Annotated in this window: 22 protein-coding genes, 14 tRNA genes and 1 pseudogene; 35 read left to right on the forward strand and 2 right to left on the reverse strand. The window is 44.3% G+C overall.

All coding sequences use genetic code 11. The features are described 5' to 3' along the window. Nucleotide 1 precedes the first annotated feature (1 nt). The 15 genes from AS030_RS00005 (at nt 2) to AS030_RS00075 (ending at nt 3,481) form a co-directional block, all read left to right on the forward strand. A tRNA-Glu gene (locus AS030_RS00005) sits at nt 2-76 on the forward strand. 69 nt (nt 77-145) lie between these two features. Beyond that, nucleotides 146-221: transfer RNA gene (locus AS030_RS00010), tRNA-Val, on the forward strand. Nucleotides 222-378: 157 nt separating this feature from the next. Continuing rightward, nucleotides 379-455: transfer RNA gene (locus tag AS030_RS00015), tRNA-Met, on the forward strand. 3 nt (nt 456-458) lie between these two features. Further along, a tRNA-Asp gene (locus AS030_RS00020) sits at nt 459-534 on the forward strand. A 23-nt stretch (nt 535-557) separates the two neighbouring features. After that, nucleotides 558-633: transfer RNA gene (locus tag AS030_RS00025), tRNA-Phe, on the forward strand. Between the two features lie 11 nt (nt 634-644). Further along, nucleotides 645-720 (forward strand) — tRNA-Thr (locus AS030_RS00030). 80 nt (nt 721-800) lie between these two features. Next, nucleotides 801-884, forward strand: a tRNA-Tyr gene (locus AS030_RS00035). A gap of 29 nt (nt 885-913) precedes the next feature. Continuing rightward, nucleotides 914-987: transfer RNA gene (locus AS030_RS00040), tRNA-Trp, on the forward strand. A gap of 4 nt (nt 988-991) precedes the next feature. Further along, nucleotides 992-1,067 (forward strand) — tRNA-His (locus tag AS030_RS00045). 6 nt (nt 1,068-1,073) lie between these two features. Further along, nucleotides 1,074-1,148 (forward strand) — tRNA-Gln (locus tag AS030_RS00050). Nucleotides 1,149-1,153: 5 nt separating this feature from the next. Beyond that, nucleotides 1,154-1,228 (forward strand) — tRNA-Gly (locus tag AS030_RS00055). Between the two features lie 18 nt (nt 1,229-1,246). Continuing rightward, nucleotides 1,247-1,321 (forward strand) — tRNA-Cys (locus tag AS030_RS00060). A gap of 14 nt (nt 1,322-1,335) precedes the next feature. After that, nucleotides 1,336-1,424: transfer RNA gene (locus AS030_RS00065), tRNA-Leu, on the forward strand. A gap of 32 nt (nt 1,425-1,456) precedes the next feature. Beyond that, nucleotides 1,457-1,541: transfer RNA gene (locus tag AS030_RS00070), tRNA-Leu, on the forward strand. A gap of 305 nt (nt 1,542-1,846) precedes the next feature. Beyond that, a complete protein-coding gene (locus AS030_RS00075; protein ID WP_061967009.1) occupies nt 1,847-3,481 on the forward strand; it encodes an APC family permease in 1,635 nt (544 codons plus the stop codon). 194 nt (nt 3,482-3,675) lie between these two features. Here the strand turns inward: AS030_RS00075 and AS030_RS00080 are convergent, their stop codons facing one another. Then, nucleotides 3,676-4,338, reverse strand: coding sequence for a B3/B4 domain-containing protein (locus tag AS030_RS00080; protein WP_061967012.1), 663 nt, complete (start codon nt 4,336-4,338; stop codon nt 3,676-3,678). An 88-nt stretch (nt 4,339-4,426) separates the two neighbouring features. On the opposite strand from AS030_RS00080, the gene queG reads away from it, so the two are divergent. The 20 genes and pseudogenes from queG (at nt 4,427) to AS030_RS00175 (ending at nt 23,016) form a co-directional block, all read left to right on the forward strand. Next, nucleotides 4,427-5,572, forward strand: coding sequence for a tRNA epoxyqueuosine(34) reductase QueG (queG, locus tag AS030_RS00085; RefSeq protein ID WP_061967014.1), 1,146 nt, complete (start codon nt 4,427-4,429; stop codon nt 5,570-5,572). A gap of 60 nt (nt 5,573-5,632) precedes the next feature. Continuing rightward, a complete protein-coding gene (locus AS030_RS00090; protein WP_061967016.1) occupies nt 5,633-6,172 on the forward strand; it encodes a methylated-DNA--[protein]-cysteine S-methyltransferase in 540 nt (179 codons plus the stop codon). An 83-nt stretch (nt 6,173-6,255) separates the two neighbouring features. Continuing rightward, nucleotides 6,256-7,143, forward strand: coding sequence for an amidase domain-containing protein (locus AS030_RS00095; protein WP_061967018.1), 888 nt, complete (start codon nt 6,256-6,258; stop codon nt 7,141-7,143). Between the two features lie 72 nt (nt 7,144-7,215). Then, complete coding sequence (gene trmL / locus AS030_RS00100; RefSeq protein ID WP_061967020.1) at nt 7,216-7,689, forward strand: tRNA (uridine(34)/cytosine(34)/5-carboxymethylaminomethyluridine(34)-2'-O)-methyltransferase TrmL; 474 nt, start codon at nt 7,216-7,218, stop codon at nt 7,687-7,689. A 420-nt stretch (nt 7,690-8,109) separates the two neighbouring features. Further along, a complete protein-coding gene (locus AS030_RS00105; RefSeq protein ID WP_061967022.1) occupies nt 8,110-10,005 on the forward strand; it encodes a PrkA family serine protein kinase in 1,896 nt (631 codons plus the stop codon). 175 nt (nt 10,006-10,180) lie between these two features. Next, nucleotides 10,181-10,738 carry a signal peptidase I gene (lepB, locus tag AS030_RS00110; protein WP_061967024.1) on the forward strand — a complete coding sequence of 186 codons (558 nt, stop codon included), beginning with the start codon at nt 10,181-10,183 and terminating at the stop codon, nt 10,736-10,738. A gap of 48 nt (nt 10,739-10,786) precedes the next feature. Beyond that, nucleotides 10,787-10,969: a hypothetical protein gene (locus AS030_RS00115; protein ID WP_074440504.1), complete on the forward strand. Its 183-nt coding sequence runs from the start codon at nt 10,787-10,789 to the stop codon at nt 10,967-10,969. A 153-nt stretch (nt 10,970-11,122) separates the two neighbouring features. Next, nucleotides 11,123-11,350, forward strand: coding sequence for a FeoA family protein (locus tag AS030_RS00120; RefSeq protein WP_061967029.1), 228 nt, complete (start codon nt 11,123-11,125; stop codon nt 11,348-11,350). Further along, complete coding sequence (gene feoB / locus AS030_RS00125; RefSeq protein ID WP_061967031.1) at nt 11,347-13,353, forward strand: ferrous iron transport protein B; 2,007 nt, start codon at nt 11,347-11,349, stop codon at nt 13,351-13,353. The genes AS030_RS00120 and feoB overlap by 4 nt, the downstream gene beginning before the upstream one ends. Before the next feature lie 26 nt (nt 13,354-13,379). Further along, complete coding sequence (locus AS030_RS00130) at nt 13,380-13,559, forward strand: FeoB-associated Cys-rich membrane protein (RefSeq protein WP_061967034.1); 180 nt, start codon at nt 13,380-13,382, stop codon at nt 13,557-13,559. A gap of 210 nt (nt 13,560-13,769) precedes the next feature. Beyond that, nucleotides 13,770-14,936: a sporulation protein YhbH gene (yhbH, locus tag AS030_RS00135; protein ID WP_061967036.1), complete on the forward strand. Its 1,167-nt coding sequence runs from the start codon at nt 13,770-13,772 to the stop codon at nt 14,934-14,936. A 104-nt stretch (nt 14,937-15,040) separates the two neighbouring features. Further along, nucleotides 15,041-15,904 carry a ComEC/Rec2 family competence protein gene (locus AS030_RS00140; RefSeq protein WP_061967039.1) on the forward strand — a complete coding sequence of 288 codons (864 nt, stop codon included), beginning with the start codon at nt 15,041-15,043 and terminating at the stop codon, nt 15,902-15,904. 139 nt (nt 15,905-16,043) lie between these two features. After that, nucleotides 16,044-16,697: an HAD family hydrolase gene (locus AS030_RS00145; protein WP_061967042.1), complete on the forward strand. Its 654-nt coding sequence runs from the start codon at nt 16,044-16,046 to the stop codon at nt 16,695-16,697. Then, nucleotides 16,694-17,089, forward strand: a complete 396-nt coding sequence (locus AS030_RS00150) for a VOC family protein (protein ID WP_074440422.1) — start codon at nt 16,694-16,696, stop codon at nt 17,087-17,089. The genes AS030_RS00145 and AS030_RS00150 overlap by 4 nt, the downstream gene beginning before the upstream one ends. 39 nt (nt 17,090-17,128) lie before the next feature. Beyond that, entirely contained in the window at nt 17,129-18,682 is a 1,554-nt protein-coding gene (locus AS030_RS00155; protein ID WP_061967044.1) for a bifunctional GNAT family N-acetyltransferase/carbon-nitrogen hydrolase family protein, read from the forward strand. A gap of 207 nt (nt 18,683-18,889) precedes the next feature. Further along, nucleotides 18,890-20,635, forward strand: coding sequence for a phospho-sugar mutase (locus AS030_RS00160; protein ID WP_061967047.1), 1,746 nt, complete (start codon nt 18,890-18,892; stop codon nt 20,633-20,635). Between the two features lie 75 nt (nt 20,636-20,710). After that, a complete protein-coding gene (locus AS030_RS00165; RefSeq protein WP_061967049.1) occupies nt 20,711-21,082 on the forward strand; it encodes a YidH family protein in 372 nt (123 codons plus the stop codon). 102 nt (nt 21,083-21,184) lie between these two features. Further along, nucleotides 21,185-21,370 (forward strand): annotated as a pseudogene (locus AS030_RS24480) (MerR family transcriptional regulator); the annotation flags it as partial. Between the two features lie 3 nt (nt 21,371-21,373). Continuing rightward, nucleotides 21,374-21,592: a hypothetical protein gene (locus AS030_RS24155; RefSeq protein ID WP_240482182.1), complete on the forward strand. Its 219-nt coding sequence runs from the start codon at nt 21,374-21,376 to the stop codon at nt 21,590-21,592. Between the two features lie 80 nt (nt 21,593-21,672). Next, complete coding sequence (locus AS030_RS00175; protein WP_061967054.1) at nt 21,673-23,016, forward strand: hemolysin family protein; 1,344 nt, start codon at nt 21,673-21,675, stop codon at nt 23,014-23,016. A 53-nt stretch (nt 23,017-23,069) separates the two neighbouring features. On the opposite strand, the gene AS030_RS00180 is transcribed toward AS030_RS00175, so the two are convergent. Beyond that, entirely contained in the window at nt 23,070-23,660 is a 591-nt protein-coding gene (locus AS030_RS00180) for a YitT family protein (protein WP_061967058.1), read from the reverse strand. Nucleotides 23,661-23,718: the final 58 nt, after the last annotated feature.

Below are 23,718 nucleotides of genomic sequence, written 5' to 3' on the forward strand. Positions count from 1 at the left end.
CGGCCCGTTGGTCAAGCGGTTAAGACACCGCCCTTTCACGGCGGTAACACGGGTTCGAATCCCGTACGGGTCACCAAGTTTTTTCATGAAAATGAAAACAACCATGTTTTTTTCGAAGAAAAAAACTTATACATATAAACCTTTCGGAGGATTAGCTCAGCTGGGAGAGCACCTGCCTTACAAGCAGGGGGTCGGCGGTTCGAACCCGTCATCCTCCACCATTTTATCTTAATATATTGATTATCATCGCGGGGTGGAACAACGAGCGCTACAGCACGATTAAGCTGCGAGTAAACTCGACGCATACACTTCAAAGAAAATACTGGTAGAGGAAGAGTTCCTCATACTCGGACACATCGTCCGTAACCTTAATATCATCGCGGGGTGGAGCAGTCTGGTAGCTCGTTGGGCTCATAACCCAAAGGTCGCAGGTTCAAATCCTGTCCCCGCAACCAAATGGACTCGTGGTGTAGCGGTTAACATGCCTGCCTGTCACGCAGGAGATCGCCGGTTCGATCCCGGTCGGGTCCGCCATTTTATCTTTAATAAGAAGTTTTGGCTCGATAGCTCAGTCGGTAGAGCAGAGGACTGAAAATCCTCGTGTCGGCGGTTCGATTCCGTCTCGAGCCACCATTATTTTTGGGGCCGGTTTAGCTCAATTGGTAGAGCAACTGACTTGTAATCAGTAGGTTGGGGGTTCAAGTCCTCTAGCCGGCACCACTATCCTTTTTGTTCGAAGTGTAAGAAATTTCCTCTTGAAGAATACATGGATATGTATTAAAATAGGTTTTGTCTCTCATGGAGGGGTAGCGAAGTGGCTAAACGCGGCGGACTGTAAATCCGCTCCTTTGGGTTCGGCGGTTCGAATCCGTCCCCCTCCACCATCTAATTTTTAGCACATTTATTTTGATTTAGGGGCATAGTTTAAAGGTAGAACGAAGGTCTCCAAAACCTTTGGTGTGGGTTCGATTCCTACTGCCCCTGCCATATGGCGATCGTGGCGAAGTGGTTAACGCACCGGATTGTGGTTCCGGCATTCGTGGGTTCGATTCCCATCGGTCGCCCCATATGATTGGGCTATAGCCAAGTGGTAAGGCAACGGACTTTGACTCCGTCATTCGTAGGTTCGAATCCTGCTAGCCCAGCCATATATGCGGAAGTAGTTCAGTGGTAGAATACAACCTTGCCAAGGTTGGGGTCGCGGGTTCGAATCCCGTCTTCCGCTCCAATTATATGATCTTTAAATGGCGGCATAGCCAAGTGGTAAGGCCAGGGTCTGCAAAACCCTTATCCACCGGTTCGAATCCGGTTGCCGCCTCCACTACATACCACCCAGCCGGGGTGGTGGAATTGGCAGACACACAGGACTTAAAATCCTGCGGTAGGTGACTACCGTGCCGGTTCGAGTCCGGCCCTCGGCACCAATTAAATACACTGCCAGCTTTACTTTTCACATGCCGGTGTGGCGGAATTGGCAGACGCGCACGACTCAAAATCGTGTTCCCTTGGGAGTGTCGGTTCGACCCCGACCACCGGTACCATTACATAACATAATAACGTTAAATATAGACGTTCCTTGCACAGTGCAAGGAACGTTTTTTTTCTTTATACTTTTCAGTACGCAGAGATATACGTTTTTTCTCCATTACATTATCGCATACTAATATACGTGCATTTGGCGCCTAATACTATTCCACTCTCAAATTGTTCACAAAAGAATAAACACTTTTCCAATTATGTGCTCTACCCTAAACAAATGTAAAAAAAAAGGCGAAATTTGTAGATGGAAGGCTGTCGGTAATCATATTCAGTATTCCTCTTTAAAATTTGGAAGGGAGTTTCATGAATGAGTGATTTGCAACGAAAGATGGGAACTTTTGCCCTGACCATGGTCGGGCTCGGATCGATCATTGGATCCGGCTGGTTATTTGGGGCATGGAGAGCTGCACAAATCGCCGGTCCAGCCGCTGTTTTTTCCTGGATCATCGGCATGATCGTTATTTTATTTATAGCGCTTTCTTATATTGAATTAGGCGCCATGTTTCCTGAAGCCGGAGGTATGGTGAAATACACACAGTATTCTCATGGATCGTTTGTAGGATTTCTTGCAGCCTGGTCCAATTGGATTGCCATTGTTTCTGTTATTCCTGTTGAAGCAATCGCCTCTGTGCAATATATGAGTTCATGGCCGTGGAAATGGGCAAGGTGGACGCACACGTTAGTGACGGAAGGCACCCTTACCGGGAAAGGATTGCTTATCGCTTCAGTATTGATGCTGATTTACTTTTTTTTGAACTATTGGGCAGTCAGCCTGTTTGCCAAAGCAAATAACCTGATAACAATTTTTAAAATTGTTATTCCTGGACTCACGGTTGGAGCGCTTCTTTTCGTAGGATTTCATGGGGAGAACTTTACATCCGGGCACAGTGTAGCTCCTTATGGATGGGCAAGTGTACTAACTGCCGTAGCTACTTCAGGGATTGTATTCGCGTTCAACGGTTTCCAAAGCCCCATTAATATGGCGGGCGAGGCAAGGAATCCCGGCCGCACTATTCCATTTTCAGTTGTAGGGTCTCTTCTGATCGCAACCGTTATCTACATTTTATTGCAAGTGGCCTTTATCGGGGCTGTCAGTCCTGCCACGATTGCTAAAGGCTGGCATCATTTAAATTTCAATTCGCCATTTGCCGATTTGGCCATTGCACTGGGCATTAACTGGCTTGTCATTTTACTTTATTGTGATGCATTCATTTCTCCTTCCGGCACAGGAACTACGTATACGGCCACCACAGCGAGAATGATCTACGGAATGGAAAAGAACGGATATTTACCAGAAGTGTTTGGAAAGGTTCACCCTTTTTACCGTGTGCCTCGTCCTGCTATGTATTTAAATCTTGCTGTATGTTTTCTGTTTCTGTTTGTCTTTAGAGGCTGGGGGGTACTAGCAGAAGTAATTTCAGTAGCAACCCTTATCTCTTATATCACCGGCCCAGTTACCGTCATGACATTAAGACGGACAGGCAGGAATCTATATCGTCCATTACGTGTTAAAGCACTAAGCATCATCGCACCATGCGGGTTCGTCTTTGCCTCTTTAACGCTGTATTGGGCAAGATGGCCGCTGACTGGACAGGTGCTATTCTTTATTTGGATTGGCCTTCCGATTTACTTTTATTATCAGGCGAGAAAGAAATGGAAAGGTTTCAAAACGAATTTCCTGGCAGGACTCTGGATGGTTGTTTACTTAATCTGCATGATGTTTATCTCCTACCTGGGAAGTGAAAAATTTGGAGGAGCCAACATCATTCCATTTGGCTGGGATATGGTTCTCATTGCATGCTTAGCCCTTGTGTTTTATTATTGGGCTGTAAAAAGCGGGATTCAAACCGAGTATTTAGACGAAGCAGCTAAACTGAATGAGCAAGTTAGAGTTAAAGAAATGTCGAAACGAGGGAACGAGTCTGGGGAAGAAGTAGGTTAACTATTACGGTAAAAAGAAGTGCATAAATGGTGCACTTCTTTTTTTATGGTTTTAATACATCGTGTAAAAATTCCTGATTTCATAAAAAGTAATGGAAGGTTGTCATATTTTTAATACACGCTGATTATATTGGTATCAAGGCAGTTGTAGGTTTTAGCGCAGGACTTCGTTTTAAATGAAGTCCTGCGCTTTTTTTATTGGATGAGATAGGAGTCAGAGGAACCGCCGTGGATTTGAACAAACATTTTCTCGATCGCTGATAGCAGTTTTTGGGCCTCATCGTCCGCCATGGAGGGTCTGAGGTAAACGAGCTGGAGGGCATTTTTGACCTGTTCTCCTGTCATGGTGCGTTTGGAATCGACGATAGGGCTTCCAAATGCGCCGTTTTCGTCTGCTGACAGAAGTTTCCCTTCCATGTTCATTAAACGACCGTTTAACCCTTCATATTGATCTCCAGGATCTCCTATTTTAATTTCAACGTCTCCATGGACCCCATCTGCATTATAAATCCCTAAAGGTATACCATATTGAAGGGAAAAGAAGTTATTTACGTCAACGGCCGAATTGACCAGTGCTACGTCCTTGCCGCCATATACACGGCGCAGGAGAGCTTCAGAGGAAGGCCTGTAGCGGGACGGATCCATGGAGAGCTTTTTGAAGACCTGACGCCATTCCTGTATACCCGGGTGGTCGGCCGCCGCCTTTTCAAGAGCATCTAGTTTCAGGGATTCAAGAAATAATTGGAATCTGCCTTTTAGCATTTGCGGTGATTCTTCAATCACGATATCATGATATAGTATTACGCCCATTTTAAAGGAAGGAACAAGCTTTTTTATGTCCTCTGCCAGTTTAATCATCAACTTTTCACCCTTATCTTATAGCTTTATTTTATAGTTAGTTTACCATAGATGAAATCATCCATTTAAGGAGAAAGGAGGTGCAGTCATGACAGGCGCCCAGTTAAAAGAAGAACTCATTGCATATAGTAAATCAATTGGTATCGACAAGATTGGGTTTGCTGCCGCGGATGTCTTTGCGGAACTGAAGGAAAGGCTGAAGGAACAGCAGAACCACGGATACCAATCTGGATTCGAAGAAAAAGATATCGAGAAACGGACGAATCCCCAGCTGCTGCTTGAGGGAGCGAACACCATCATCTCGATTGCTCTTGCTTATCCTTCTAGGATGAAAGATGCTCCACAAAGTACAAGGGAAGCGAGAAGAGGAATATTTTGCAGAGCTTCCTGGGGTGTGGATTACCATCATATTTTGCGTGAGAAATTAAGGCTGCTGGAAGCATTTATCGCTGAAAAAGCCCCGCATGCCCGTTCTGTGTCGATGGTGGATACCGGCGAACTGTCTGATCGTGCGGTGGCAGAACGTGCCGGAATTGGCTGGAGCGGAAAAAATTGCGCAACCATTACGCCGGAGTTTGGTTCATATGTTTATTTGGGTGAGATGCTGACGACGGTTTATCTTCCGCCTGATACGCCCATCACAGACCAATGCGGAGATTGCAACATCTGTGTGGAGGCTTGTCCTACGGGCGCTCTCGTACAAGGGGGACAGCTCGATTCGAACAAATGCATCGCCTTTTTAACACAAACTAAGGATTTTCTTCCTGATCAATATCGTGAAAAGATCGGCAACCGGTTGTATGGTTGTGACACATGCCAAACGGTCTGCCCTAAAAATAAAGGAAAAGATTTTCACCTTCATCCCGAAATGGAGCCGGATCCTGAAATTGCAAAACCTTTATTAAAGCCGTTACTGAAGATGAGCAACCGGGAATTCAAGGAGAAGTTCGGCCATGTGTCCGGTTCCTGGAGGGGGAAAAAGCCGATTCAACGAAATGCCATCATAGCGCTTGCCCATTTTAAGGATACCAGTGCTGTCGGAGATTTGGCGCAGCTCATGAAGGAGGACCAAAGGCCTGTTATTCGCGGAACCGCTGCCTGGGCACTCGGTAAAATAGGCTCAGAGGCGGCGGAAAACGAGCTTATTTCGGCGAAAGAACAAGAAAATGACGGAAATGTGTCAGCTGAGATCAACAAAGGCCTTCAAATGATTCAAAATCAAGGCATACACTAATCGCATCGCAACTACATGTCCGTTAGTATAGAAACCAAGAAAATAAAAGAAGGGATTTTTATGTGTAATATCAAAACCTTATTCTCTTACGAGGAAATGGATAGCCCCATGGGCCCCCTGACTGTTATCGCTACACAAAACGGCATTTGCCGGATTGACTTTGGGAGCCTTGAAGAAAATTTACCATCCCTTCAATCCTGGATGTCAAAGCACTATCTTAAGGGGGAACTGATCCATTCACCGGAAGAACTCAAACCGGTTGTTGATCAGCTTGCAAGTTATTTCAACGGGAATCTCCAACAGTTTACTATTCCTTTGGATTTATATGGCACTCCTTTTCAAATAAAAGTGTGGGAGGAGCTTAAGGGAATTCCCTATGGTGCCACATGTTCCTATAAAGACATTGCTCAAGGAATTGGTGCACCAAAAGCAGTAAGAGCTGTAGGCAGTGCAAACAATAAAAATCCAGTTCCGATCATTATTCCTTGTCATCGTGTGGTAGGGAGCAATGGCGCCCTGGTCGGTTACGGCGGGGGTCTGGATAAAAAAGAGCTTCTTTTAAACATCGAGCTTCAAAACTTTATACCTAAGTCTTCTTGAACCGTTTATTTTGACGGTTCTTTTTTTTTGGCTCTGATTCATATGGTAATAGTACGTTACTTTTGCAGCAGTGGAGGTGCCATATGAACTGGCTGGAACATCTCAAATTTTATGTCCAAAAGCTGACCGACTGGATGGTCAATGAGAACTGGAGTGATAGTGTTCAGCTTCCGATGGAGGAAAGGGAAAGCTTTGCAAGGAAAAAACAGGCACTGCATGAAAGGAATGCGGTTCTTGTCAATAATAATGTGGAGGCGCAGGTTCTCAGGCATTCGGTTTTTAATGATACGAGACAGGTAGATTATGTACTTCACTTCAGCAATTTAATCCGGCATGGATTCGATTTTTATGTTGAGGAGTGGATCCAGCAGAGGCGGGCTGTGTTTAAAGACGACGTGCTGATCAGCGACCAGCTGCTGAATCCTGAAGGGAAGCATAAAGAAAAAGTGAAGATCGAAAGGGAAACGGATCCGCCTGAACCTCGAAAGCATACGTACGATCGGCTTGCAGCGGTACAGTATGCCGAGCGATGGTGGAATACCTACAATCCAGCCTACAAGTCATTTGATGTTGATTGTACAAACTATATCTCCCAGTGCCTTCATGCGGGGGGAGGCATTCCCATGGCCCATCACGGGACACGTTCCAAAGGGTGGTGGTTTAAGTATCATGACTGGAGCTACAGTTGGACAGTGGCCAACGCCATGCGGTGGTATTTAAGCGGATCAAAGGCAACCCTCCAGGCGAGGGAGAAATCCTCTGCCAGCCAGCTCATCCCGGGTGATGTTATTTGCTATGATTTTGACGGCGACGGTCACTGGCAGCATACCACCATTGTCGTGGGGAAGGATTCTTCGGGCGAGCCGCTGGTAAATGCCCATTCCACGGACAGCCGGATGAGGTATTGGAGGTATGAAGACTCTACGGCTTATACTCCGAAAATTAAATATAAGTTCTTTCATATTACGTAAAGTCCCACCTCAGGGCTAATTCTTCATAAAAGTGCTATAATAATGAAGATATAAGTATACGAGGTGAGAGTTTTGGGTTTACATGTAGTTCTTTATCAGCCGCTGATCCCGGCGAATACAGGGAATATTGCCCGTACATGTGCGGGAACAGGCACTTCACTGCATCTGATCCGGCCGCTTGGCTTCTCAACGGATGACAAACAGCTAAAGCGTGCAGGTCTTGATTACTGGGAACATGTAAATGTTCATTACTATGATTCGCTGGAAGAACTGTTTGAACGGTTTCCGGAAGGATTGTTTTACTATATTACAAAGTTTGGAAAGCAGCGGTATACCGATATGGATTACAGCGTGCCGGCCAGGGATCACTTTTTTGTATTTGGCCGGGAGACAACCGGATTGCCGGATGAATTATTGAAGGCAAACGAGGAGTATTGTTTCAGGCTGCCGATGAATGATAACATCCGGTCGCTGAACCTTTCCAATACAGCCGCCATTTTAATTTATGAAGCATTGCGCCAGCAAGGTTTTCCGGCGCTCACATAAGCTGCTGGTGAAATAAATAAAAAAACGTCCCGGGCTCGGGGCGTTTTTTTATATGTACTGATTATTTGGCTCCAGGATTATCATTGTATCCCGCAGTGAAAATAGCGGTCAAGAACGTAAGCATAACTCCTAATATCAGGATAAAACTCATGCGGTCTCCTCCTTTTGGTGTAATGGTTCCGTATCTTCTTTTATTATAACGAAACCGCTGTCATCGTACAACGGCAAACACAGCCACAAAAAGAAAAGACTATTTCTTCAACTCGTATCATACCCATACTAAAACCACTATCATTCATTAAATTCTGTGGCAATACGGCAATCCTGCGAAATTCATAAAACAAGTTGAATGATTGGGGACATCCTCGCATAAAGTAGATTAACAAACGAAGGATGCAAACACTACGCAAGGGGGTACACATGGATATTTTAGGTAAAATCCAATTGCACCGTGAAGAAGAGAGGCGTCTTGCCTGGGAAGGTACCTTCGGAGAATACCTTGAGATTTTAAAGGAACGTCCCTATGTCGCTCAGTCCGCTCATTCCCGAGTCTATAATATGATTAAAGATGCTGGAATAGAGGAAGTGAACGGAACCAAGAAGTATAACTTTTTTAACAACCAGATTTTTGGACTTGAAGATTCAATCGAGCGGCTGGTGGAGGAGTATTTCCATCCTGCAGCCAAACGGCTGGACGTGAGAAAAAGGATACTTTTGCTGATGGGGCCAGTTTCCGGAGGGAAATCCACCATTGTCACCATGCTTAAGAGGGGTCTGGAAGATTATTCGAAAACAGAGGCAGGGGCAGTCTATGCCATTAAAGGTTGTCCGATGCACGAAGATCCGCTGCACCTCATACCGCATCATTTAAGAGATGATTTTTACCGGGAATTCGGCATTCGAATTGAAGGCAACCTCTCCCCGTTGAACACTATGAGGCTTGAAAAGGAATATGGCAATTGCATTGAAGATGTAATAGTGGAGAGAGTCTTTTTTTCCGAGGATAAACGGACAGGGATTGGAACGTTCAGTCCGTCTGATCCGAAGTCACAGGATATTGCCGACTTAACCGGCAGCATTGATTTTTCCACCATTGCAGAGTTCGGTTCAGAATCGGATCCCCGCGCTTACCGCTTTGACGGAGAACTGAACAAAGCCAACCGGGGGATGATGGAATTCCAGGAAATGCTGAAGTGTGATGAAAAATTCCTCTGGCATCTCTTATCATTAACGCAGGAAGGCAACTTTAAAGCAGGACGTTTTGCCCTTATCTCGGCTGATGAGCTGATTGTGGCCCACACCAATGAATCAGAATACCGTTCGTTTATCGCCAACAAGAAAAATGAAGCACTTCATTCGAGAATTATCGTAATGGGTGTCCCTTACAATCTGAGGGTTTCGGAAGAAGAACGCATTTATGAAAAAATGATTAAAGAAAGTGACATATCCCATGTTCATATTGCTCCTCATGCGCTTCGGGTGGCGGCCATTTTCTCAGTACTTACCCGCTTGATGGATTCCAAAAAGCAGGGCATGGACCTCATCAAGAAAATGAGGCTGTATGATGGTGAAATCGTGGAAGGTTATAATCATATTGATCTCGAAGATCTTCAAAAAGAATTTGCCGATGAAGGCATGAGCGGTATTGATCCGCGGTATGTCATCAACCGGATTTCGTCTGCCATCATCCGCAAAGAGATAACTTCCATCAACGCACTGGATGTGCTCAGATCGATGAAGGATGGACTGGATCATCATGCGTCCATTACGAAAGAGGATAAAGAACGCTTTATTAACTTTATCTCTCTTGCCCGAAAAGAATATGACGAGATTGCCAAGAAAGAGGTTCAAAAAGCATTTGTTTACTCTTATGAGGAGTCTGCCAAGACACTGATGGACAATTACCTCGACAACGTTGAAGCTTATTGCAACAAAAACAAGTTGAGAGATCCGCTCACAGGTGAAGAAATGAGCCCGGATGAAAAACTCATGCGATCCATTGAGGAGCAAATCGGGATCTCTGAAAATGCCAAGAAAGCCTTCAGGGAAGAAATATTGATCCGAATATCAGCGTATGCCAGAAAAGGAAAGAAATTCGATTATAATTCTCATGAACGGTTAAGAGAAGCGATTCAGAAAAAGCTGTTTGCTGACCTAAAAGACGTGGTAAAGATTACAACATCCTCAAAAACACCGGATGAAGCACAACTGAAAAAGGTGAATGAAGTAATCGCCCGTCTCGTGGATGAGCATGGGTATAATACGACATCAGCGAATGAACTACTGAAATATGTAGGAAGCCTGTTAAACCGGTAACTGTAAAAAACGCATCCCTTTGTAAAAATGGGATGCGTTTTTTTATCTTTAAAAAGGTTGTCAGCAGAACACATTACAGATAAGAATAAAAACCAAACAGGAGGAGAATACCTTGTAATATGATAAACTATAGTGGTAAATTAATACTATACGCTAACAAAAAGGAAGTGAAAGGATGAGTTCCAGGGAGAAGAGCAGCCAATTATGGGATTGGATCAAAGCCATTGGAATTGCACTTATTCTAGCGTTGCTAATAAAAAACTTTTTATTTGAGCAGTACGTTGTTTATGGAGAATCAATGATGCCTACGATCGAAAACGGGAACAGGCTGATTGTAAATAAATTAGGCTACAATATAGGTGAACCTAAGCGATTTGATTTAATCGTGTTTCATGCAAATTCGCAGGAGGATTACATCAAGCGGGTAATCGGTATGCCGGGAGAGCACATCGAGTATATAAACGATCATCTTTTTATCAACGGCAAACAGGTGGATGAACCTTACTTGGATGATTATAAAAAACAGGTGACCAACGGGAACCTGACGGGAGATTTTACGCTGGAAGAAGTCACCGGGAAAAAGGTGATCCCGAAAGGAAAGGTTTTTGTGATGGGAGACAACCGGCTTCATAGCATTGACAGCCGGCACATCGGGCTGGTTGATGAAAGCAAAATCGTCGGGGAAGTGAACCTGCGTTATTGGCCGATGGAGGAATTGAAAGTCATAAAGTAGTTTATTGACGAGGAGTATTGGGAATAGTGGAGGCAAGAGGTGATGGTTATGTCCAGAGAACAGGATTATATCGATAAACCAAAAAACAGCTCCATGACACCCAATTTAAAAGAAATGAAAGAGCATGGAAAAGTGATGGAACACATGTCCACCAACGTAAATGTGAAAAAAAGCGGAAAAATGCCTGATCCGGATCAATTTGAGGATGAAGAAGCAAAAAAAGATAAATAATCGTTGCGAAAAACCTGCTCCGGGATGACCTGGACAGGTTTTTTTGCGGAATTTGTTTGGAAATTCAAAATATCTATTTACTAATGAGAATCAATCTCATATAATGAGATTAAAATACTGATAATAATTATCATTCTCTCAGAGGTGCTATATATGGTATTAACGGACATTAAAGCTGGCGGAAAAGCAAAAATCACCAATACGGAACATGTGAATGTACTTGTACGAAGAAGATTGCTTGACTTGGGTATCATGGAAGGAACGGAAATCAGCATTAAACGAATCCTCCCTTTTGGAGGTCCGTTTGCGGTGGAAGCCGGCGGACAGTGGGTGGGCATTCGCAGAAGTGAAGCCAAATTGATCCAGGTGTGCCATTCATGATTGAAATCGCACTTGCCGGAAATCCGAATACCGGAAAAACCTCTTTATTTAATATTCTCACCAATTCGTATGAATACGTTGGGAACTGGTCAGGTGTAACGGTAGAGAAGAAAGTCGGCATGCTGAATAATAAAAAAGGGCATCTTATCGATCTGCCCGGTATATACTCACTTAATCCTTTGTCCAGGGATGAAGGGGTGGCAACCCGCTTTTTGATTGAAGAGAATTTTTCCATGGTTCTCAATATCGTTGACGCCTCCCAGCTTGAACGAAACTTATACTTAACGATTCAGCTTCTCGAATATGGAAAACCTGTAGTGATCGGGCTGAACATGGTTGACGTAGCCAAGGGCCGCGGAATCATGGTTAATGAAAAGAAACTGTCCGAGAGATTACAAAGCCCCGTTTTGCCGATAGTGGCCCGTACAGGATCCGGCTGTAAAGAGCTTGCAGGGCTTTTAACCAATGAAGAACAAGAGAACAAGCCCTTGTATATTTTATATGGTCAGCCGCTGGAAAGAGCGATGGAGACGCTCGTGGCAAAAATGCCGGACGCCGAAAATTTGCCGCCAAAACGCTGGCTTGCTCTTCAATTTTTTGAAGGAAATGAAGTGGTGCATGCGTTGCTGAAAACAATGATGCCTGAAGCTGAGCTTCAACGCATTTTTGCGGAAACCGAGGCACAGGTTCAATCCGAAGAGGGGGCCAAATCACTTTCCTATCATATCCGCGCCGTACGGGCGGAGTATATAAAGGGAGTGCTTGATGTTTCCCTTCAAAAAGGCGAAGAGGTCACCTATACATTGACCGACCGGATCGATAACATCGTGACCAACAAGTTTTTGGGGATACCAATTTTTATCCTTTTTATGTACCTGATTTTCAAATTGACGTTTGACTGGCTTGGCAGCCCGATCTCAGACATGCTTGACGCGTTCTTAACGGGACCGCTCACTGACGACCTGACGTCAATGCTTCAAGCCGCAGGAGCTTCTGCCTTTATTAAGGCTGTTATTCTCGATGGGATTGTTGCCGGTGTAGGCGGCGTTCTTGTCTTTGTTCCGCAAATCATGATCCTGTTCTTCCTGATCTCCTTTATTGAGGATTCTGGATATATGGCGAGAATTGCCATGGTGATGGATAAAACGCTGGAGAGCATTGGTCTGAACGGAAAAGCCTTTATCCCGATGATTATCGGGTTTGGATGCAATGTACCCGGAATTATGGCGGCACGTACCATTGAACAGCCAAAGGAAAGGCTTTTGACCATCATACTCACACCGCTCATGTCCTGTTCCGCGAGACTCTCGGTATACAGCCTGTTCGTGGGTGCCTTTTTCACACAAAACCAGGCACTTGTTGTCCTTTCGCTCTACCTCCTTGGTATCGTGATTGCACTAACGCTGGCAAAGATTTTCTCTTCCACCATTTTGAAAGAGGAAAGTTCGATGTTTGTGATCGAGCTTCCTCCATACCGTATTCCTCAATGGCGTACATTGATGCGCAATACATGGGAGAAGGGCAAAGGCTTCATCAAAAAAGCAGGTACGTTTATTTTCGGAGGATCCGTTATCATCTGGTTCCTCAGTTATGCAGGTCCCGGCGGACTGGGTGTGGACATGAATAAAAGCTTCCTTGCATTGATCGGCGGAGCCATCGCCCCGCTGTTTGAACCGATCGGGTTTGGCAGCTGGCAGGCAGGTGCTGCGTTGATCACCGGCTTCCTGGCCAAAGAAGTCGTTGTTTCTACCATGAATATCATTTATGTTGCGCCGGATCTTCATACATTGCAAGGAGTCATGGCCCACCATTTCACCTCATTATCGGCTTACAGCTTTATGGCATTCTTGCTGCTCTATGTTCCTTGTCTGGCGACAGTGGCTGTTATCAAAAAAGAAACAGGATCTGCCAAGTGGACGTGGTTTTCCATCATCTATGCCCTGCTGATCGCCTATATTGTTTCATTGATCATATACCAGGGCGGCAAGCTGCTCGGATTTTAAGTTTAACCAGAAAGTAGGGAGTATAAATGCTGCTTAATATTTTGCTCGGAATACTGATTTTTGGATACGCAGGTTTTACTATCTTTCGTTTTGTGAAAAAAAGCAAACAAGGAAAATGCGCGACCTGTTCAATGAAGAAAGGCTGTCAATCCGCATGCAGTGATATGGCAGAAAGCAAAGTCGCATTTAACAACTACACGAAATAAAAAAAGCATTCCATGGCTTGCCATGGGATGCTTTTATTTTTTTACGGTTCTTTATAAAATGTGCCAATTACATAGCAACTCTCGTCTTATCTTGCATAGGATAGTGTAACCAACCCTTTTTACATTCAAAAAGCGGGTGGTTCTTTTATCAATTTGATCCATTACCATTCAAATAAAACAATGAGCATGTACAAAGAAGGAGGGGAAATAATGGGCGAGGAAGCGAAAAACAATTTTGTAGTTTCTCAGGAAAACTGGTCCCTCCACCGCAAAGGCCACCATGACCAGCAGCGTCACATGGAAAAGGTCCAGGAGGCCATTAAAAACAATTTGCCTGATTTGATCAGTGAAGAGAACATCATTCTTTCCAATGGGCGGGACGTCATAAAAATACCCATTCGTTCATTGGATGAATACAAAATACGTTACAATTATGAAAAGAACAAGCATGTGGGGCAAGGAGAAGGAGACAGCAAGGTCGGCGATGTGGTGGCCAGGGACGGAAATCCGGGCCAGGCCGGAGCCGGAAAGGGCAAAGGCGCGCCGGGAGATAAGCCGGGATCCGACTATTCGGAGGCGGAAGTTTCCTTGGCGGAGCTTCAGGAGTTCTTATTTAAAGAATTGGAACTGCCGGATCTGAAACAAAAAGAACAGGATAATATCGTTCTTGAAAAAGTTGAATTTAATGACATCCGAAAAACCGGCCTGATGGGCAATGTCGATAAAAAGCGCACGATTCTTACAGCGTTCAAGCGTAATGCCCTAAAAGGCAAACCGGCCATTGCGCCGATTTATAACGATGATCTCCGGTTTAAGACATGGAATGAAGTCGTAAAGCCTGAATCCAAGGCTGTGGTGCTTGCCATGATGGATACATCAGGAAGTATGGGGATTTGGGAGAAGTATATGGCAAGAAGCTTTTTCTTTTGGATGACCCGTTTTCTTCGATCCAAATACGAAACCGTTGAAATTGAATTTATTGCTCATCATACTGAAGCAAAGGTGGTCTCTGAGGAAGACTTCTTTAATAAGGGGGAAAGCGGCGGAACCATTTGTTCTTCCGCATACAGAAAGGCATTAGAACTTATCGAAACCAAATATTCTCCATCCCGTTTTAATATTTATCCGTTTCATTTCTCAGATGGTGATAACCTGACAAGCGACAACGCACGCTGTGTGAAGCTCGTACAGGAGATCATGCAGCACAGCAATATGTTTGGCTATGGCGAGGTTAATGCCTATAATCGCCATTCCACCTTAATGAGTGTCTATAAGAACATAAATGATCCGAAGTTCAATTATTACATTTTAAAGGAAAAAGCAGACGTATATCATTCCATGAAAAGCTTCTTTAAAAAGAGGGAAGCTGCGCGCTAACGAGGGATCCCATTATCCATCTATTGGATAATGGGATTTCTTTTATTATTCCCGAAAATTACATATAACTAATTCATAACCAAAGTTGGGAGGGACCGGAGCCTGTGAATATCCGAATAATAAAGCTGATGGTCACGGTTTTTTTTCTGTCTGCGCTTGTATTGTGGTTCTCTCCTCAAAATGCGAGTGGGGCCTGGTTTGAGCCGCTCAAAGTGCATTTTCTCGATGTTGGCCAGGCCGACAGTATATTAATCCAAACGCCAAATGGTAAAAATGTTCTGGTGGATGCGGGAGATGAAAATGACGGTCCGGAAATCACCCGCTATCTTCAAAGCCAGGGTGTGGCTGATATTGATGTACTGGTGGCAACCCATCCCCACCATGACCATATCGGTTCAATGGACGATGTGATCCGGAATTTTAACGTCAAAAAGATTTATATGCCGAATTTGCCCTATGACACCGCTTACTACCACGATTTGTTTAAAATAATCAATGAAAAGAAAATACCGGTAGAGCGGGCAAAAGCAGGAGTCAGCTTTCGATTTGGATTTTCTGTAAAGATGGAAATGCTTGCTCCAAGGTCTTCTTATTATAAATACATTAATGATTATTCAGCCGTAATGAAAGTGACCCACGGCAAAAATTCATTTTTATTAATGGCGGATGCCGGTATGGAATCCGAAAAGGAGATGCTTTCGTCCAAGAAAGATGTGCGGGCAGATGTCTTAAAAATCGGCCATCATGGAGCAAATACAGGGACAACCATGGCGTTTTTAAAAGCGGTCCATGCAAAAACGGCCATTATCTCTGTTGGCAAGAACAATCCTTATCACTATCCCTCAAAGGAAGTGTTGTACCGGCTGGCCCGCAGAAACATGACGACTTACCGAACCGATCAGCTTGGCGTGATTACCGCCATCAGCAACGGAAAAAAGATCACATACCGGACGAACGGTTTCAAATAAGGCAGCCCGCAATGAGGCTGTCTTGTTTTTTTAATGAGAAAAACGGGTATAAATGTTGGCTGGCATCTAAAGCTTCCCCCTTGCACTTTTTTGTGCTGGATAAGAAAATAAGAAGGAAGAGAGGGGAGATGAGAGCAATATGATTAAAGCTGTTGTTTTTGACTTTGACGGGCTGATTCTGGATTCGGAAACATCCGTGTATCTTGCCATCCAGGAAATTTTTTCAGAGCATTCAAGCCATATGCCCCTTGAAGTCTGGCAGCAATGCATTGGAACAAAGGATTTCTTGGATCCCTTCGAATATCTAGAGGAACAGATAGGTGAAAAAGTGGACAGGGAAGGACTCCGTGCCATGCATCATGAACGGGTGGTGGCCATGCTTGATGGAACAAGCGCTCTTCCTGGTGTAGAGGATTATCTGGAGGCGGCCAAGGAGCTCGGTTTGAAAATTGGTTTGGCGACAAGCTCATCCCGTGCCTGGGTGACGGGTTACCTGGAAAAACTGAATCTGCTTCCCTATTTCGACTGCATCAAGACCTCTGATGACGTAGAACACGTGAAGCCAAACCCTGCTTTATACCGTGAAGCTGTAAAATGTCTCGGTGTGAAGCCTGAAGAGGCTATTGCATTTGAGGATTCCGCGAATGGAGCCATAGCAGCCAAAGAGGCTGGCTTGTATTGTGTGGTTATTCCAAATGAAGTAACAAAGGGGCTTGTGTTTGGGGATGTTGACCATCAAATGGAAACGATGGCCGAACTGCAGTTTAAGGAATTGCTGAGGAAATTCGGATGATTCCCATTCGGGGCATCAATCATCTCACACTGACTGTCAGCAGCCTGACAAGATCCCTTTCTTTTTATGTTGATGTTTTAGGTGCGGTTTTGATACACCGGGGCCGGACCGATGCTTATATCGAGTGGGGGCCTGTTTGGATTTGTTTGCTTGAACGGGGAGAAGATAATAGGGCAGAAGCTGGCAAAGCCGGTATGGATCACGTGGCATTTACGATCTCTGATTCTGATTTTGATGAGGCCGTTGAAACCTTAAAAGCCAGTTCAGTCAGCATCATCAGAGGACCCGTTATTCGCGGGGACGGCAGGTGTGTGAATTTTGTGGATCCTGACGGGATTCAGCTTGAATTGAATACAGGTTCTTTAGCCGGAAGAATGAAAGTCTGGGGCTGAAAAACATTAAAATAAAATAGGAGTTAAGGAGTGAATCCATTGAGCGAAGTTGATGTTTCAAAATTCGAGAAAAAAATTGAACTGAGAAATATTCAATACAATGATATAGATGAAATACTTGAATTGCAGCGGATCTGTTTTCCGGGGCATATGGAACCCTGGAAGCGGGAACAGCTTGAAAGTCATCTTGATATTTTCCCGGAAGGCCAGTTTGTTGTTACCTTTGAGGGGAAAATTATTGGAAGCTGTTCGAGCCTGATCGTTAACTTTGATGAGTACGATGATCAGCATACATGGGATGAAATAACGGATGAGGGCTATATCACGAACCATAATCCAAATGGCTATAATCTATATGGAATAGAGGTTATGGTTCATCCCGATTACCGGCGGATGAAAATTGGAAAACGCCTGTATGAAGCAAGAAAAGAGCTTGCGGAAGAATGGAACTTAAAAAGTATTATTCTTGGAGGACGGATTCCCAACTATTATAAATACTCCAAAGAAATGACACCACGCGATTATGTGAAGGAAGTCATCCACCACAACATTTATGATCCAGTGCTTACCTTCCAGCTCATGAACGGTTTTACCGTGATGAGAATCAACCGCCATTATCTGCCGGATGATAAGCAATCTAAGGAATATGCCACATTAATGGAATGGAACAATGTGGACTACCATCCGCATAATACACGAAGGCACTTCAAAACAAGTGAGCCGATCCGCATTACTGCGATTCAGTACATGATGAAAACCATTGAATCATTTGATGACTTCGCAACACAGGTAGAGTATTATACCGATGTGGCGGCAGATCAGGGATCTGATTTTGCCGTATTTCCGGAATTGCTTACGACTCAGCTTCTCTCATTTGTGGAGGAGAAAAGCCCAAGCCAGGCCATTCGCCGTTTAACTGAATTTACCGAGGATTATATTGAACTGTTTACAGGGTTAGCCGTACGATACAACGTAAATATTATCGGCGGTTCCCATTTTGTGGAGGAGGATGGAAATATTTATAATGTTGCCTATCTGTTCCGCAGAGATGGGACGATCGAGAAACAATATAAGATTCATATCACCCCGAATGAAAGAAAATGGTGGGGAATCACACCGGGAGATAAGGTTCAGGTGTTTGATACCGACTGCGGAAAGATCGCCATCCTTATTTGCTATGATATTGAATTTCCTGAGCTTTCAAGAATTGTTACGGATATGGGAGCGAATATTATTTTCAGCCCGTTCTGTACAGAAGACAGGCAAGGCTATGTCCGGGTAAGGTATTGTTCGCAGGCAAGAGCGGTAGAAAATGAAATTTATACGGTGATTGCGGGGACTGTTGGAAACCTATCGCAGGTAGAAAACATGGATATTCAATATGCACAGTCCGGAATCTTTACCCCTTCAGACTTCGCATTTCCGCGTGACGGCATCGTAGGAGAATGCCACCCGAACATTGAGACCGTGGTCGTCGGGGATGTGGACCTGGAAATCCTGCGCAGACAGCGCAAGACCGGGAATGTCACCCAGCTCCGGAACAGGCGGCTGGATCTCTATGAAGTCATTCAAAAAAGCAAAAGTAAAATGTAAGGTGCATGGCGGCAGGGAAATTCCCTGCCGTTTTTACATGAAATGAAATATTCCTCGGGAAATATGTCACTTCTTACAGAAATGGAAAGATATTTATGCGAAGCATGTCGAAAGCGGTTTTCCTGTCTGCGGCTCTGCGCTATAATAAAGAGACAATAATGATTTAATAAACAGAGATTCAGCATATAAAAGGAGGAGAGTCGGAAAATGACCTGGCAGACATCATATGAAAAATGGCGAAACGAACCAACTCTTGATGAGGAGCTTCGATTGCAGCTGGAAGAATTAGAAAAAACAGAGACGGGCCTGGAGGATTCCTTTTATAAAAATCTGGAATTCGGTACAGGTGGAATGAGGGGCGAAATCGGACCAGGAACGAATCGAATGAATACATACACGATCCGAAAAGCATCCTCCGGTTTGGCAAGCTTTATTGAAGAACAAGGTGAAAAAGCAAAGGTACGCGGTGTGGTGATCGCGTATGACTCAAGACATAAATCTCCTGAATTTGCAATGGAAGCTGCCGGTACACTGGCTTCAAGGGGAATACAGACCTATGTGTTTGAAAGCCTGCGGCCGACTCCCGTTCTTTCATTTGCTGTCCGCTATTTAAAGGCGTTCAGCGGAATTGTGATTACAGCAAGCCATAACCCGCCGGAATATAATGGATTTAAAGTGTACGGGCCTGACGGCGGCCAGCTTCCTCCACGTGAAGCAGACCTATTAACCGAAAAGGTGGAAGAGGTTGAAAATGAACTTGCCATCTCTGTAAAAGATAAATCCCAATTGCAGGAGGACGGTCTAATTCAGATCGTGGGTGAAGAAATTGATACTGCTTACCTGGAGCAGTTGAAAGGCATCACTGTAAATCCAGACCTGATCAAGGACATGGAAGACTTAAGCATTGTCTTTACACCTCTTCATGGAACGGCGAACCTTCCTGTTCGAAATGGCCTTGAGGCGATCGGTTTTAAAAATGTCACGGTAGTCAAAGAACAGGAACTGCCTGATCCCGATTTTTCCACGGTCAAATCACCAAATCCTGAAGAACATGCCGCTTTCGAGCTTGCCATTCAGTATGGAAAAGAAAAAGATGCGGATGTGCTGATTGCGACGGATCCTGATGCAGACCGGGTGGGGGTAGCAGTCAAGAATCTGGATGGTGAGTATGTGGTGCTTACCGGAAACCAGACAGGAGCACTCCTGCTGCATTACCTTTTATCACAAAAAGAGGCACAGGGCGAACTTTGTCCAAAAGGCGTTGTGCTAAAAACAATTGTTACTTCTGAACTTGGAAGAGAGATTGCAAGCTCCTTTGGACTTAAAACGGTGGATACGCTCACTGGATTTAAATTTATCGGAGAAAAGATTAAAGAATATGAGAAAACCGGGGAGCATACCTTCCTGTTTGGATATGAAGAGAGCTACGGCTATCTTATCGGTGACTTTGTGAGGGACAAAGACGCGGTACAAGCCTGCCTGCTGGCAGCTGAGGTAGCAGCTTATTACAAAAAGCAAGGCAAAACGATGTATGAGGGCCTTATGGATGTGTTCTCCACTTACGGCTATCACCTTGAAGGCCTGGAATCCCTTACGCTTAAAGGAAAAGCAGGCGCTGAACAAATTGCAAACATCCTCGACAGCTTCAGAGCTACACCTCCGTCCGAAATAGCAGGGAAAGCAGTGTTGTATGTGGAAGATTACAGCATAGGCAAACAGCGTAACCTTCAAACGGGAGAGAAGACCCAGATTGACCTCCCAGCCTCCAATGTTTTAAAATATGTTTTAGAAGACGGCTCATGGTTCTGTCTACGTCCATCGGGTACTGAACCAAAAATCAAATTTTACTTTGCCGTCCAATCCAATACGTACAGTGACAGTGAAAATCTGCTGCAAAGTCTGAAGAATGACGTTATGGACCTTGTCAGCCAGCTTGTCGCTGCTGCTCAGTAATCCATCTCAAAGCAGCCCGGATCTTCCGGGTCTGCTTTTTTGGTGATTCAAGAAATGCGGATCCGGGAGGTGTAAATGATCGAAAGGGAGCGTAAACAGACCGTGGATTCAAAATACATCCAGCAGCATCTCGCGAACGAAAGGACCTATCTGGCCTGGATACGGACAGCCATCGCTATGGCGGGCATAGGCTTTGTCTTTTTGAACTTTCATTTCTCCTTGCAGCTCAGGGTGCTGCAGCTGGAGGGAAAGGTGGTTGCTGCAGTAGGAATGATATTCTTTCTCCTTGGAGTGGCGGCCATCATTTTTTCGACGGTTGATTATTTGAACAAACGGAAACAAATTAATTCCCAGACCTTTCAGTCCCCGGTAACCATGGTTTTTATCATGTCTTTGTCGCTGATCCTTGTCATTCTGATTTTAATTGTCAGCTATTTTTTTGTGTAAATCTCCGTTGCTGGAGGAACTGAAACGTTTGACTGTATAGTTGAAATTCTGTAAAATTGTTTATTATCTATGCATTGGGGTGATTGATTTGGGAAGTACCGTATCAGTGAACTAGCAACATTAGCAGGCGTTTCAAAAAGAACTATTGATTATTATACGAAGCTTGGCCTGTTAAAGGCTGAACGTTCCCAATCAAATTATCGATTTTACAGTGAAGAAGCTTTAGAGCAGCTTAAGTGGATTAATTATTATAAAAATCAGCATCTTCCTTTAGAGAAGATTAAAGAAAAAATGGCATCACTCAATGAACATTCAGGAGAGTATGCCGAAACACTACAAAAAGTTGATATGCAGCTCAATACGCTTGAAAAAGATGTTCAGGAGCTCAAACCTCTGCTTCAGCAACTGAACAAAGAACAACTTAAACTGGCAGTTAAACATATGCCTGCCGAGCGTGTTGCATTACTTCACAGCCTATTATTGATTATTGGAGAAACGCCGTTTGTTTAAGGGAACGATTGGTTATCCAGTAAAAACTCTAGGAGGTGACATCTTTATTCCTCTTTTAGACGGGAGAATAAAGAGTCTATTTGGACATATTTAAGCTATTCTTAGTAGCATTATTGATTGTATTAACCGCCTTTTTTGTGGCAGCTGAATTTGCGATTGTGAAAATTCGCCGGACGAGAATTGATCAGCTCGTTGAGGAAGGAAACAAAAAGGCCATTGCCGTCCGAAAGGTACTGATGAACCTTGATGGATATCTTTCGGCCTGCCAGCTTGGAATTACTATTACGGCCCTCGGGCTCGGGTGGCTTGGTGAATCAACACTTGAACACCTGCTGCATCCTTTGTTCAGCCAGCTGGATTTATCACCGGCACTCACAAAAACAATTACAGTTGTACTCGCTTTTGCCGTCATTACTTTTCTTCATGTCGTTCTTGGTGAACTATCGCCTAAAACCTTTGCGATTCAAAAAGCCGAAGAGATCAGTTTAATGCTCTCGGGTCCCCTGATCATGTTCTACAGGGTCCTGTACCCGATTATCTGGGTGTTGAACGGAAGTGCCCGGCTGTTTACCAAAATGTTTGGTCTGCATGCTGTTTCGGAACATGATATGGCCCACTCCGAAGAAGAATTGCGTTTGATTTTATCAGAAAGCTATAAAAGCGGAGAAATTAATCAGTCAGAATACAGCTACGTGAATAAAGTATTCGAATTCGATGACCGTATCGCGAAGGAAATCATGGTGCCGCGTACGGAAATTGAGTGTTTGTATCTAAATAAATCCATTGAGGAAAACCTTGCGATTATTACGAGTGAGAAATATACTCGTTATCCTGTTGTAGACGAAGATAAAGACCATGTGGTTGGAATGGTTAACGTTAAAGAAATTTTCTATGACCTCATGTCCGGCAAGGAAAAAACGCTGGAAAGCTATCTGCGTCCAATCCTGACGGTTCTTGAGACCATGCCTATTCAGGAAACACTGGTAAAACTTCAAAAGCAACAGGTTCATATGGCTGTACTGATGGACGAATACGGAGGAACTGCGGGACTTCTAACGGTTGAGGATATCTTGGAAGAAATCGTAGGAGAAATCCGTGATGAATTTGATACAGATGAGACACCGATGATTTTAAAAATTACACCGAAGGTCACCGCACTGGACGGAAAGGTTTTAATTTCTGAAGTGAATGATTTATACGGTCTTGAAATTGACGATTCAGATCTGGACACGATCGGCGGATGGGTACTTTCCCAAAATTCCGATATTGTGGAAGGTGAGGTTATCAATTACGAAGGATTAACCTTCAAGATCGTCGAAATTGATGGCCACCAAATTAAACGGATTGAGGTGAACAAGGTGGAGAGCCCGAAAAAGGAAGAAGAATCCTTTAGGCAGCCAGCCTTGATCACCGATCCAGAATAAATATAAAAACAGCAGCCTGCCATCAGCGTGATGGCAGGCTGCTGTTTTATCCACTATCTCGGGCTAAGAAAGATGGATACCGAGCGGATCAATGTCAGGGAGCTGGTCGCAAACGCCACGGAAAGGATGGTAACCATGGAATAAAAGAACATTCCTTCCCCGATAAAGTACAATCCCGCCAAAATAACGGAGGCATCGATAAAGAAAATGATGATACCGACATTAAGGGGAGATCTCTTGGCGATAAACAAAGCCAAGAGATCGGTACCTCCTGTACTTGTTTCGTATCGGAGCATGATTCCGATCCCTGTACCGATCAACAAGCCTCCCACCACCGCGCTTTCCATCTCAGGCAAATGGAGAAACCCATTGAGCGGTACAAGCAAATCGATGACAAATGAGGAGATCAACATGCCGTGCAGGCTGTTTAGGAAATACCTGCGGTCAAATTTCCAAGCCAAGAAATAAATGGGGATGCTGAGCAGTATGATCGTCATTCCCACTTTAAATCCCCAGATGTATTTAAGTAGGAGACCAATGCCAATCATCCCGCCGTCAAGGAGATGAAAAGGCAGGATAAACATGTTGATTCCGATTCCCATCAGAAAACTGCCGATGAAGACGGCTGTCATTTTTGCCAGCATAGTCTCACTCCTGTCCACCCTATATTTTTACTTTATGATGGGAGGGAGGCAGCAATTC

The organism is Fictibacillus enclensis, from assembly GCF_001457035.1.
In the GTDB taxonomy this organism is placed as follows: domain Bacteria; phylum Bacillota; class Bacilli; order Bacillales; family Fictibacillaceae; genus Fictibacillus_C; species Fictibacillus_C enclensis.